Source organism: Psychrobacillus sp. OK028, from assembly GCF_900103605.1.
In the GTDB taxonomy this organism is placed as follows: Bacteria; Bacillota; Bacilli; order Bacillales_A; family Planococcaceae; genus Psychrobacillus.
The window spans coordinates 599,240-612,515 of record NZ_FNHY01000001.1; the positions used below are offsets into that span (position 1 = coordinate 599,240).

At 36.1% G+C, this 13,276-nt stretch carries 13 protein-coding genes; all 13 read left to right on the forward strand.

Annotated elements, in window-relative coordinates; all coding sequences use genetic code 11:
* The first annotated feature begins 9 nt into the window (after positions 1-9).
* The 13 genes from fliM to BLR36_RS02645 are packed head-to-tail and all read left to right on the forward strand — an operon-like array spanning position 10 to position 13,250.
* On the forward strand, positions 10-1,008 hold the full coding sequence (gene fliM, locus BLR36_RS02585) for a flagellar motor switch protein FliM (protein WP_093060120.1): 999 nt from the start codon (positions 10-12) through the stop codon (positions 1,006-1,008).
* Positions 1,001-2,167: a flagellar motor switch phosphatase FliY gene (gene fliY / locus BLR36_RS02590; protein ID WP_093060279.1), complete on the forward strand. Its 1,167-nt coding sequence runs from the start codon at positions 1,001-1,003 to the stop codon at positions 2,165-2,167. Before fliM ends, fliY begins: the two co-directional genes overlap by 8 nt.
* 19 nt (positions 2,168-2,186) lie before the next feature.
* Positions 2,187-2,549 carry a response regulator gene (locus tag BLR36_RS02595; protein WP_093060122.1) on the forward strand — a complete coding sequence of 121 codons (363 nt, stop codon included), beginning with the start codon at positions 2,187-2,189 and terminating at the stop codon, positions 2,547-2,549.
* Positions 2,550-2,556: 7 nt separating this feature from the next.
* The gene (locus tag BLR36_RS02600) at positions 2,557-3,243 is read left to right on the forward strand and encodes a flagellar biosynthetic protein FliO (protein ID WP_175453947.1); all 687 of its coding nucleotides are present in this window, start codon (positions 2,557-2,559) and stop codon (positions 3,241-3,243) included.
* Positions 3,236-3,901 carry a flagellar type III secretion system pore protein FliP gene (gene fliP, locus BLR36_RS02605; protein WP_093060126.1) on the forward strand — a complete coding sequence of 222 codons (666 nt, stop codon included), beginning with the start codon at positions 3,236-3,238 and terminating at the stop codon, positions 3,899-3,901. The genes BLR36_RS02600 and fliP overlap by 8 nt, the downstream gene beginning before the upstream one ends.
* 12 nt (positions 3,902-3,913) lie before the next feature.
* The gene (fliQ, locus tag BLR36_RS02610) at positions 3,914-4,183 is read left to right on the forward strand and encodes a flagellar biosynthesis protein FliQ (RefSeq protein WP_093060128.1); all 270 of its coding nucleotides are present in this window, start codon (positions 3,914-3,916) and stop codon (positions 4,181-4,183) included.
* A gap of 4 nt (positions 4,184-4,187) precedes the next feature.
* Positions 4,188-4,964: a flagellar biosynthetic protein FliR gene (gene fliR, locus BLR36_RS02615; RefSeq protein WP_093060130.1), complete on the forward strand. Its 777-nt coding sequence runs from the start codon at positions 4,188-4,190 to the stop codon at positions 4,962-4,964.
* A complete protein-coding gene (flhB, locus tag BLR36_RS02620) occupies positions 4,957-6,051 on the forward strand; it encodes a flagellar biosynthesis protein FlhB (protein WP_093060280.1) in 1,095 nt (364 codons plus the stop codon). Before fliR ends, flhB begins: the two co-directional genes overlap by 8 nt.
* 25 nt (positions 6,052-6,076) lie before the next feature.
* Entirely contained in the window at positions 6,077-8,110 is a 2,034-nt protein-coding gene (gene flhA / locus BLR36_RS02625) for a flagellar biosynthesis protein FlhA (RefSeq protein WP_093060132.1), read from the forward strand.
* Positions 8,107-9,222, forward strand: coding sequence for a flagellar biosynthesis protein FlhF (gene flhF, locus BLR36_RS02630; protein ID WP_093060134.1), 1,116 nt, complete (start codon positions 8,107-8,109; stop codon positions 9,220-9,222). The genes flhA and flhF overlap by 4 nt, the downstream gene beginning before the upstream one ends.
* The gene (locus BLR36_RS02635) at positions 9,206-10,078 is read left to right on the forward strand and encodes a MinD/ParA family protein (RefSeq protein WP_093060136.1); all 873 of its coding nucleotides are present in this window, start codon (positions 9,206-9,208) and stop codon (positions 10,076-10,078) included. Before flhF ends, BLR36_RS02635 begins: the two co-directional genes overlap by 17 nt.
* Positions 10,078-11,175 (forward strand): protein-glutamate methylesterase/protein-glutamine glutaminase, encoded by a 1,098-nt coding sequence (locus BLR36_RS02640; RefSeq protein WP_093060281.1) that lies wholly within the window; start codon positions 10,078-10,080, stop codon positions 11,173-11,175. The genes BLR36_RS02635 and BLR36_RS02640 overlap by 1 nt, the downstream gene beginning before the upstream one ends.
* Before the next feature lie 14 nt (positions 11,176-11,189).
* Positions 11,190-13,250 carry a chemotaxis protein CheA gene (locus tag BLR36_RS02645; protein WP_093060138.1) on the forward strand — a complete coding sequence of 687 codons (2,061 nt, stop codon included), beginning with the start codon at positions 11,190-11,192 and terminating at the stop codon, positions 13,248-13,250.
* Positions 13,251-13,276: the final 26 nt, after the last annotated feature.

Here is a 13,276-nt window from a genome sequence, read left to right on the forward strand (position 1 = left end):
GTGGGCAGATTGGCAGGAGATATTTTATCTCAATCAGAAATAGATGCGTTGTTAAGTGCACTCTCAACAGGTGAAATGACAGCAGATGAAATGAAAAGTGAGCAAGAAGCAAAGAAAATAAGAACGTACGATTTCAAAAGAGCACTTCGCTTTTCAAAAGATCAGATTCGAAGCTTGACGAGAATCCATGAAAACTTTGCTCGTCTATTAACTACATTTTTTTCTGCCCAGTTAAGATCATATGTGCAAATTTCGGTCGTGTCAGTCGATCAAATTCCGTTCGAAGAGTTTATCCGCTCGGTTCCACATATGACATTGATCAATGTGTTTGAAGTTCCACCACTTGAAGGGAATATATTGATGGAGATTAATCCTAATATTGCATATTCCATGCTGGATCTAATGATGGGTGGAAAAGGACAAGCACATACAAAAGTGGACAATTTAACGGAAATAGAAACGAAAATAATGACGAACTTGTTTGAGCGTTCGTTTGATAATTTACGAGAAGCATGGATAAATATTGCAGATATAGATCCGATACTTACAGAGTTAGAAGTAAATCCTCAATTTTTACAAATGATTTCTCCAAATGAAACAGTTGTTGTAATTTCATTTAACACTATTATCGGAGAAACTAGTGGAATGATTAATATATGTATCCCGCACGTAGTACTTGAACCAATTGTACCTAATCTATCTGTACGTTACTGGATGCAAACAAATAAAAAAGAAGTATCACCCGAACAGCTAGCTGTTCTGCAAAAACGTGTTAAAGCAGCAGAAATTCCTATAGTTGCAGAGATTGGCACAACTGATATTTCGATAGAAGATCTCTTGTACTTACAATTAGGCGACGTAATTCAATTAAACACTAAAATTGATGACCCACTGACTGTTAAAGTTGGCGGCATGCCTAAATTTATTGGTCAACCTGGTAAACTAAAAAAACGAATGGCTGTACAAGTCATTGAAACTGTGAAAGGAGGAGAGGATGATGATGAGTGATGATATGCTCTCCCAAGAAGAAATTGAGGCCCTCCTGAGAGGAACAAATATAAATGAGGAAGCTACAAAAGAAATTGATACAGAAGATATTAAAATAGACGATTACTTAGATTCATTTGCTCAAGATACACTAGGAGAAATCGGAAATATTTCCTTTGGTAGTTCCGCTACAGCCCTTTCTTCTCTTTTAGGACAAAAAGTAGATATTACGACACCTAATCTTAGTATGATTAACCGAAGAAAATTGAAAGAAGAGTTCCCACATCCTTATGTTGCGGTACAGGTACAATATACTACCGGACTAATCGGTATGAATCTTCTCGTTATAAAGCAGTCAGACGCTGCTATTATAGCTGACTTAATGCTTGGTGGAGATGGTTTAGCTCCAAGACCCGAGCTAAGTGAGATTCAGTTAAGCGCAGTTCAGGAAGCTATGAACCAAATGATGGGTTCAGCCGCTACCTCCATGTCAACTGTTTTCAATAAGAAAGTGGATATTTCGCCACCTACTATCGACCTGATGAACCTTTTACAAGATGAAGGAACGGAAGCAATTCCAGCAGATGAATTACTGATTAAAGTATCTTTCCGTCTTAAGATTGGGGAGTTAATAGATTCAAATATTATGCAACTGTTGCCTTTAGAGTTTGGGCTTAACTTAGTGAAATCATTATTAGGTGAAGAGGAACCAGAAGTAGCTGCTACAATTACAGAAGAAAAAGTATATGAAGCACCTGTACAACAGCAGCCTACTACGCAAACACAACAGGCACCGGAGATGTCTTCACATGCTCCTATGCAATTCACTCAGCAACCATCACGACCACAAGCACCACCAGTGGAAGTACAGCAAGCTCAGTTTGCAAGCTTTGACGCACCAAGTTTGACGCAAAATGAGTCAAGAAATTTAAATTTACTACTTGATATTCCTCTTCAGGTAACAGTAGAATTAGGTCGTACTAAGAGAACTGTAAAAGATATTTTGGAACTAACAAGTGGATCTATTATTGAACTTGATAAACTAGCTGGTGAGCCAGTAGATATTTTAGTTAATAATCGACATATAGCCAAAGGAGAAGTCGTTGTTATAGATGAGAATTTTGGCGTTCGCATTACAGATATTTTAAGTCAGGCAGAACGTATTACTAATTTAAGATAAGCACTGGAGGAGACATACTATGTCGAAAAGAATTTTAATAGTAGATGATGCAGCATTTATGAGAATGATGATTAAAGATATTTTAAGTAAAAATGGCTTTGAAGTTGTAGGAGAAGCAGCTGATGGTGTTCAAGCAATCGAAAAGTACAATGAGCTTAAACCGGATTTAGTAACGATGGATATTACAATGCCAGAAATGGACGGAATTGCGGCTTTAAAAGAGATTAAAGCAAAAAATCCATCTGCTACAATCATTATGTGCTCTGCAATGGGGCAGCAAGCTATGGTAATTGACGCAATCCAGGCTGGAGCAAAAGATTTCATCGTAAAACCATTCCAAGCTGATCGTGTAATTGAAGCAATTTCCAAAGCTTTAGGGTAATGAAATGATGAGGAAATTTTCCTTAGTATTAAGTATTCTTTTTTTGTTAACATTCGGAATTCAGCTAGATGTAAGAGCAGAGTCAGATTCGAATCAAAGTATAGATGAATACTTAAAGAATTTGAACAAGGATGAAAGTAATGAAAAAGAGTCTCAGTCAAATCAAGAAGAAGCTCCAGAAACGACTGATGAACCCGTTTCTGTGGGTGTTTCTGTTACAGCCTGGGATTATATCAAAATGATTTTTGCACTTTTGTTTGTTATAGCCTTGCTATATGGATTACTTCGTTTTGTAAATAGCAGAAATAAAACCTTTCAAACCAATCAGCTTATTCAAAATCTAGGTGGGGTTGGCGTTGGACAAGGGAAATCATTACAGCTAATGCAAGTAGGTAATTCCATCTTCTTAGTAGGCATTGGAGAAGATATTACTTTGATAAAAGAAATAAATGATCCAGCAGAAATTGAAAAACTAACTAAAATATATGAAGAAAAAGTAGATATTGGAAATAGTATTCCTTACATATCTGAACTTATAGGTCGCTTGAGAGAGAAAGGAATAACAAATACGAAGAGAGAAAGTAAGGAACCTTCGTTTGACGAGACCTTTCAGAAAAGATTACAAGAAATTCAAAAAGACCGTAGTAATGTATTAAAGGATTGGAAGACGAAGGAGCGCGATAACAATGAATGAATTTGTCCAGTTTTTCTCGGACAGCGACCCATCAAATCTCTCCACTTCTATAAAATTAATGCTATTGCTGACGGTTTTATCTTTAGCTCCAAGTATTTTAATATTGATGACGTCCTTTGCTAGAATAGTAATTATACTATCATTTGTTCGAACTGCACTGGCGACTAACCAGATGCCGCCGAACCAAGTGATTGTAGGGTTAGCATTATTTTTAACATTTTTTATCATGGCACCGACGTTACAGCAAGTAAATGAACAGGCATTAACTCCTTTGTTCGATGAAGATATTACGTTAGAACAAGCATATGAAAATGCTAGTGGACCTTTTAAAGAGTTTATGAGTAAGCACACTAGACAAAAAGATTTAGAACTTTTCCTACGATATTCAGAAGCTGAAAGACCTGAAACGCTTGAGGATATCCCTTTAACTGTTATGGTACCTGCTTTCGCACTGAGTGAAATAAAAACAGCATTTCAAATTGGTTTTATGATTTTTATCCCTTTTTTAGTTATTGATATGATTGTGGCGAGTGTACTGATGTCAATGGGTATGATGATGTTACCGCCAGTTATGATCTCACTACCTTTTAAAATATTATTATTTGTTTTGGTGGATGGTTGGTATTTGGTTATGAAGTCTATATTACAAAGTTTTTAGGAGCTGATTGTATTGAATAATGAAATGGTAATTTCAATTGCAGAACGAGCAATTTGGGTCATTCTTCTTGCATCAGGTCCTCTTCTTTTAGTTGCTTTAATTACCGGTCTTGCAGTGAGTATTTTTCAGGCTACGACACAAATTCAAGAACAAACACTTGCATTTGTACCGAAAATTATAGCGGTACTTGTCGCTATTGTTTTCTTTGGTCCCTGGATGCTTTCCCAAGTCACCACGTATGCAGCAGATATTTTTGAGAATTTAATTCGATACATTGGTTGATTCAATGGATGCCATCTTACCAAGTTTAACTGTATTATTACTTATTATTGCTCGTGTTTCTGCATTTTTTGTCGTATTACCACTTTTCTCACATCGAACCATACCCGCAAGTCATCGGATAGCCTTTGCTGTAGTGCTCTCCTGGATGATGTATTATACCCTCGATGTGGAGCCGTTTGAGGTAAATGGAGAATATATTCTGTTAATTATTAAAGAAGTTATTTTCGGATTATTTATAGGCTTACTTGCTTATATCATTATGTCAGCTGTTCAAATTGCAGGTGGGTTTATCGACTTTCAGATGGGATTTGCGATGGCCAATGTAATTGATCCGCAGACAGGTGCTCAAAGTCCATTAATTGGTCAATTTTTAAATACTTTAGCTTTGTTGCTATTATTAGCTTTAAATGGACATCATTTGTTGTTAGATGGTATTTTCTATAGCTATCAATTTATGCCGATGGAAATGACCTGGCCAGCATTTGGTCAGGAAAATTATGTAGAATTCATTATGAAAACTTTTGCAGGTGTTTTTGCCGTCGCATTTCAAATGTCCATACCAATTGTCGCTACATTGTTTCTTGTAGATATAGCTTTAGGTATTACTGCAAGGACTGTTCCTCAATTGAATATCTTTGTAATTGGATACCCAATTAAAATTGGGGTAGGATTTTTAGTTCTTCTAGTTATGATTGGAGTTTTAATGGCAGTTGTAAAGCATATGTTTGAAATTTTGGTTATTGCAATGCGGGACTTAATGATAATTTTAGGTGGTGGCTAATTTGATTAATCTGCGCTTAGATCTACAGTATTTCGCGGGAGAAAAAACAGAAAAAGCTACTCCTAAAAAGAGGCAGGATTCTCGTAAAAAAGGACAAGTATTAAAAAGTCCTGATGTGACTAGTGCGATTGTATTACTCACAGTTTTCGTATTTTTATTTTTCTTTGCTAGTTTTTTAAGAACTGAGATTTTTTCATTCTTCAGTGTAACGTTTACGAAGTATATGTTAATAGAAACGTTAACAATTGATACAGCCATAATCATTTATAAGGATATGCTGCTTGAAATGGCGGTAATTTTATTGCCAATAATGTTGGTAGCTGTGATAGCTGCGGTAGCTGCAAACTTTTTTCAATTTGGTTTACTGTTTACTACTGAACCATTGAAATTCGATTTGAAGAAGATTGATCCTATAAAGGGTCTTAAAAGGATCTTTTCGCTTAAAGCAATTATAGAGCTATTAAAATCGATTTTGAAAATATCATTTATTGGTTCTGTAACTACTTTAATATTGTGGACCAATTTGGAAAAGGTCTTATCTTTATCATTCAAAACAGCTTGGGATACACTGGCCACTGTTGGTTGGTTAACTGGAATGATGGGTATCGCCGCTTCTTGTGTATTATTATTTATATCCATCTTGGATTTCTTTTATCAAAAGTTTGATTATGAAAAAAATCTTAAAATGTCCAAGCAAGATATTAAAGATGAACATAAAAACTCGGATGGAGATCCAATTATTAAATCGCGTATTAGGCAAAGGCAAAGAGAGATGGCGATGCGCCGTATGATGCAGGAAATACCGACAGCCGATGTGGTCATAACGAATCCTACTCACTTTGCAATAGCTTTAAAGTATGATGATGAATCGATGGATGCCCCAACCGTAGTAGCGAAGGGTGCAGATTTTGTAGCACAAAAGATCAAGTTAATTGCAAAGGAAAATAATGTCGTCATGGTGGAAAATAGACCTCTTGCTCGTTCGATGTATGACCAAGTAGAAGTTGGTCAGCGGATTCCAGACGAATTTTTCAAAGCAGTGGCGGAAGTTTTAGCTTACGTATATCGTATTAAACAAAAAATTTAAATGGTAAAGATAGAGGTGGAAGTATATGCAAGTCCGTGATATAACCGTATTGGCAGCTGTAATATCTATTGTGGCGATGCTCGTAATACCTCTTCCTCATTGGTTGATAAGTTTTCTTATTATTATAAATATTACGATTGCCTTATTAATATTGATGACTGCTATGAATATGAAAGAGGCTTTAGAATTCTCTGTATTTCCAACGATTGTTTTACTCGTTACTTTGTTTAGACTTGCTTTGAATATTTCCACCACAAGAGCAATCTTAGCAGAAGGCGATGCGGGTAAAGTAGTTGAAACGTTCGGTACATTTGTTACAGGGGGGAACATGCTCGTCGGTTTAGTTGTATTTGCTATTTTAGTAATTATAAACTTTATCGTTATAACTAAAGGTGCCGAGCGTGTTTCTGAGGTTGCTGCTCGGTTCACATTAGATGCAATGCCTGGTAAACAAATGAGTATCGACGCGGATTTAAACGCTGGTATGATTTCCGAGAAAGAAGCTCGTGAAAGACGTGAAAAAGTTAGTGGTGAAGCAGACTTTTACGGTGCAATGGACGGGGCTACTAAATTCGTAAAGGGAGATGCTATTGCAGGGATCATCATTGTTATTATCAATTTGCTATTCGGTATAATTATCGGGGTTGTACAATTTGGTCTTCCGTTTGGTGAAGCTGCCGTACTATTTTCAACACTCACAGTCGGTGATGGTCTAGTTTCACAAATTCCAGCATTATTAATATCCACTGCTACTGGTATTGTCGTAACACGAGCTGCATCTAAAGGCAATCTTGGCGGGGATATTACAGATCAGTTATTTAACCAGCCTAAACTTCTATATGTAGCTGCTGCTACAATTACATTGTTAGGTATCGTAACACCGATTGGCTTAGTTCTAACATTACCTATTGCAATAATATTAGCGGTTGGTGCTTACATGATAAGTAAGGCTAACAAAGAGGATCCAGATGAGATGGAAGAATTTGAAGAGGAAGTAACAACAGATAGTATGAAGAGTCCAGAAAATGTTATTAATCTATTAAATGTGGATCCAATTGAATTTGAGTTTGGTTATGGATTAATACCGTTAGTAGATGCTGCGCAGGGCGGAGATTTACTAGATCGTGTAGTAATGATCAGAAGACAGCTTGCACTGGAATTAGGAGTAGTTATACCCGTAGTTCGAATACGTGATAATATACAGCTTCAACCGAACGAATATCGTATTAAGATCAAAGGCAATGAAATGGCAAGAGGAGAGCTTCTTTTAGATCATTATTTGGCTATGAGCCCTGGTGATGATGATACGATCGAAGGGATAGATACTGTAGAACCTTCCTTTGGATTACCGGCAAAATGGATAACGGAATCAGTGAAGGAAGAAGCGGAAATACTTGGATATACAGTTGTAGATCCGCCTAGCGTTGTTTCAACTCATATGACTGAAATTATTCGCAATAATGCGCATGAATTATTAGGCCGCCAAGAAACAAAACAATTAATCGATCATATAAGAGAGACTTACCCAATACTAGTAGACGAATTAACACCTACGCCATTGACAGTAGGAGAAATTCAAAAAATATTGAGCAATCTTCTAAGAGAGCATGTATCTATTCGGAATTTGCCGATTATATTTGAAACCCTTGCAGACTATTCAAAAATGACCTCGGATGCCGATGTATTAACTGAATACTCAAGGCAATCTTTAGCGAAGCAAATTACAGCACAATACGCTGGTTCGAGTAATGTGCTAAAAGTATTAACGGTATCTGGTAGAGTAGAAAAACTAATTGCGGATAGCATTCAGCAAACTGAACATGGGAACTATTTATCTATAGATCCAAGTGATTCTCAGGCAATTTTAGAGTCTATGGCAAAAGAAATAGAGCGTGCTTCTATGATGGAGCAGTCACCAATCATTCTTTGTTCGCCTGCTGTAAGAATGTATGTTAGACAAATGACGGAAAGATATTTTCCACATGTACCAATTCTTTCTTATAATGAATTAGAATCCTCAATTGAGGTACAAAGTGTCGGGGTGGTGAATGTAGATTGAAGATGAAAAAATTTACAGCGAATACAATGCCAGAAGCTATGAAATTAATCCGAAAAGAACTTGGGGACGAGGCAGTAATATTAAGTTCAAAGGTTGTCTTTTCGAAAGGCTTTATAGGCTTGTTTAAGAAAAAATCGATTGAAGTATTAGCTGGAATGGATACATTAGAACAGTCAAATAATACACTTGAGGTGCCAACTATTGTGCCTCAAGAATCTCAACATGTTTCTGTAGAGATAAAAAAAGAACTAGAAGACCTAAAACAATTAGTAAAAAATATTGGGCGTCCCGAAAAGTTAAGTACATATCCAGCAGAAATGAAAACTCTTATGGATTTTTTACAAGAGCAAGAATTGTCAGAGGAGCTTATCACACCTGTTAGTGATGAGCTTTTTGTACATCTGAAAAGAAATCCAGCAGACTTTGAAATGGAAACTCAAATAGCCATTACGAAAAACTTTCTCAAAACTCAATTGGAGCACTTACCATTCGGTGGAATTTCATATACGAAGAAGTACATTAATGTGCTCGGACCAACAGGTGTAGGTAAAACGACGACGATCGCAAAGATGGCTGCAAGAGCAGTTTTAGAAAAAAAGAAAAAAGTTGGCTTTATTACAACGGATACATATCGGATTGCGGCAATTGAACAACTTAAAACTTATGCAGGTTTACTTCAAGCTCCTATTGAAATTGTCTATAGTGAAAAGGATTTACAAGAAGCGATGGTAAAGTTTGAAAAGTTAGATACTGTATTTATAGACACTGCTGGAAGAAATTATAAAGAAACTAAATTCGTAAGAGATTTGCAGAAATTAATAGAGTTTGAAGTGAATACTGAAACTTTCTTAGTACTTTCATCTACCTCTAAACAAAAGGACATGGAAGTAATAATCGAACAATTTAGTGAATTTCCTATTGAAAAATTTATATTTACTAAAGTAGATGAAACAAATACTATTGGCTCTCTCATCAATTTAATGGTTAAATATAACAAAGGACTTGCTTACTATACGGATGGTCAAGAAGTCCCGGAAGATATTATGGGAGCTAGTCACGAAGGATTACTCACATTATTTTTAAAGGGGATTCGTCATGAGAGATCAAGCTGAAGAACTTAGAATGAAAATGCTAAGAAACCAAAATAAGCTTGGACGATCAATAGCGGTAGTTAGTGGTAAAGGTGGAGTGGGAAAAAGCAATTTTTCGATAAATTTTACTACAACATTAAGTGGGCAGGGAAAAAAAGTTGTACTAATTGATATGGATATTGGTATGGGAAATATTCATATATTACTCGGAAAATCTGTTCCTACTAATTTAAAAGATTACTTAGTCGGAGATCAGCCATTAGAATCAGTAATCTTTGAAGGACCAAACAACCTACAATATATCTCAGGTGGTTCAGGGTTAAATGGTGTAATGGAATGGACCGACGAAATGTTTGAGCGTTTAATCGAGGCTTTTGAATACTTACAGAAAAACTTCGATTATATTGTTTTTGATATGGGAGCAGGTGCAACGAGTCAGACATTGAATTTGTTAGTTTCTGTAGACGATATTATTGTAATAACGACAGCAGAACCCACATCTATCACTGATGCCTATTCTATGATGAAGTTTATTTACTATAAAGATTCTGATAAAAACTTCTTCCTTATTTGCAATAGGGCATTTACTGATGAGGAGGGAGTAGAAACAACAGAACGATTAAAGCAGGCAATGTCCAAGTTTCTTTCCAAAGAAATTACCGTACTTGGTGTACTGCCAGAGGATACAATTGTTCGAAAAGCTGTAAGGGAGCAAATACCATTTTCAATTTTATATCCTCAAGCTGAAATTACAAAAAAACTTAAAAAAATTGCAGCTGCATTTACTGATTTTGAATATACGGAAGAATCTATTCCGAAGCACAATAAATTCATATCTCGATTAAAAAGTCTTTTTTCGCAGAAGGGCGTGAGATGATGGACGTTACTATAAAAAAGAAACTATTAATAGTAGATGATTCTGCATTCATGCGAAAGCTTATTAGTGATTTCTTTACTGATAGCAAATTAATAGAAGTTATTGGAATCGCTAGGAATGGTCAGGACGCAATAGAAAAGATAAAAGCGCTACAGCCAGATGTCCTCACGCTAGACGTTGAAATGCCCGTGATGAATGGTTTAGAGGCACTACGCAGAATAATGACAGATACGCCAGTTCCTGTTGTTATGCTATCAAGTACAACAAAAAGTGGAACGGAAAGTACTATGCAAGCGATGGAATATGGAGCAGTTGATTTTATCGCAAAGCCAAGTGGGACCATTTCATTGGATTTACATAAGATAAAAGAGGAATTAGTGGAAAAAGTAGAAAATGCAGCGCAAGTATCCATTCATAAAATAAAGAAACGTTCACCTATACCTTTAATAAATAGTACACCTAAAAGTATGGAAGTAAAAAGCTTATCAAACACTTCTAATGCTATCAAATGGGACATGACGAATAAGAAAATGGTACTAATAGGAACTTCAACAGGGGGTCCACGAGCTCTTCAAGAAGTAATTACAAAACTGCCTGGGGATATGCAGGCACCAGTTTTGATCGTTCAACATATGCCTGCTGGGTTTACAAAATCATTGGCACAAAGACTCAACCAGTTATCCGAACTTGAGGTGAAAGAAGCCGAGGATGGTGATTTACTTCAAAATGGACATGCCTATATTGCACCCGGAGGCTTTCATATGCGCATCCAGAAAAGAATTTCCTCTTATTATATTGTACTAGATGACAAAGAGGCCCCACGAGCGGGCCATAGACCAGCTGTCGATGTTCTTTTTGAGGATAATAGTCAGTTTAATGATTTCGATAAAATTGCAGTTATTATGACAGGAATGGGATCTGATGGATCTCTTGGTTTAAAAAAATTAAAAAAGAGCGGAAATGTCGTGGCAATTGCAGAAGCAGCGAGTACTTGTATTGTTTACGGGATGCCTAAGGCGGCGGTGGAAACTAATTTAGTAAATGAAGTAGTGGATTTAGATCAAATTGCAAAAACCATCATACAATATCTACCTTAAAGGGGTGTTTAACCATGGATACAAATCAATATTTGGAGATGTTTATAGAAGAAAGTAAGGAACATTTACAAGCCTGTAATGAACATTTATTAGAATTAGAAAAAAATCCTGAAAACATAGCAATTGTTAATGAAGTATTCCGCTCTGCTCATACTTTAAAAGGTATGTCTGCAACTATGGGCTATGAGGATATAGCAAATTTAACGCATAAGATGGAGAATGTTTTAGATGAAATTAGAAATAGCCGATTACATGTAACAGCAGAACTATTAGACGTTGTTTTCGTTGCAGTCGATCAGCTGGAAGAAATGGTATTAGATATCGCTGCAGGTGGAAAAGGTAAGCTTGATGTAACGGATACTGTTCAAAAATTACATAAAATAGAAACTGGTGAAGAGATCCCAGTTGCTGCTACTACGATAGAACCCGCTGTTATAAATGAAGTTGCTCAAGATAACTGGTTATCCTATGACGATTATGAATTGACAGTCATTGAACAATCAGTTGAACAGGATTTCTATACGTATGAAATTTCTGTCAAGCTGCGTGAAGATTGCTTATTAAAAGCTGCAAGGGTATATATGGTTTTTGAATTGTTAGAGAAAATGGGAGACGTTATCAAATCATCTCCATCTGTGGAAAAGTTAGAGGCTGAAGATTTTGATGAAATCTTCTATGTAGCTTTAGTTACAAATGAGCCTTTAGAAGATGTACAAAAGAAATTAATGAAAGTCTCTGAAGTAACAGAAGTACTAGTGAAGTCAGTGACATTAGAACAGCTTAAAAAACGTAATAATTTTGAGTTGAACAATGTAGAAGAGACTCCAGTCATTGAAAATGCAGCTGTCCCAGTAGAGCAGCAACAACAGACAGAGGAAGTAAAATCTGCTGAAAAATCAACGTCCTCTAAAAACAACCAAGCTCAATCTAGTAAAACCATTCGAGTGAACATTGAGCGATTAGATATATTGATGAACTTATTTGAAGAGTTAGTCATCGACCGCGGTCGATTACAGTCTATTTCAGAAGATTTACATAATAGTGAATTAGATGAAACAGTAGAGCGTATGTCTCGTATAACTGGTGATTTACAAAATATTATACTAAATATGCGAATGGTTCCAGTGGAAACAGTATTTAATAGATTTCCGCGAATGGTACGTCAATTAGCGAGAGATTTAAACAAAAAAATTAATTTAGAAGTAGTCGGTGCTGAAACGGAATTAGACCGAACGGTTATTGATGAAATTGGAGATCCACTCGTTCATTTAATAAGAAATTCCTTAGATCATGGAGTAGAAAGCCCTGAAATTCGCTTAGCTAATGGTAAACCAGAGGAAGGCACAGTTGTACTTCGTGCATACCATAGCGGTAATCATGTGTTTATCGAGATTGAGGATGATGGTGCTGGGATCAACCGTGAAAAAGTACTGAAAAAAGCTATATCCAAAGGAATAGTTTCAAATGAAGTGGCTCAAACGTTAAACGACAAACAAGTGGCAGAGTTAATTCTTTCTTCCGGGTTCTCTACAGCAGATGTCATTTCAGACGTTTCCGGCAGAGGTGTTGGATTAGACGTAGTAAAAACGACAATCGAATCACTTGGTGGTACTATTGATATTTCGTCCACTGAAGGGAAAGGGTCATTATTCTCTATTCAATTACCTTTAACGCTTTCCATTATTTCTGTCATGTTAGTGGAGCTTGGTGAAGAAATTTACGCAATACCACTTTCTTCAATCATAGAGACTGCAATCATTCGTTCTTCGGATATATTAAATGCACATAACCAAAAAGTGATTGATTTCCGTGGAAAGGTTGTTCCATTAGTATTTTTAGAAAATGTTTTTGATGTTCCTAGAGAAAGTTCTGATGATGAATTTCATTCTGTTGTTCTTGTTCGAAAAGGGGATAAAATGGCTGGTCTTGTAGTAGATTCATTTATTGGTCAACAAGAGATCGTTTTAAAATCACTTGGAGCCTATTTATCAAGTGTATTTGCAATCTCAGGTGCCACTATTTTAGGAAATGGTAAAGTAGCACTAATTGTCGATTGTAATGCATTAATCAGCTAAATAGCATCTATTAGAAAGGATGAGAG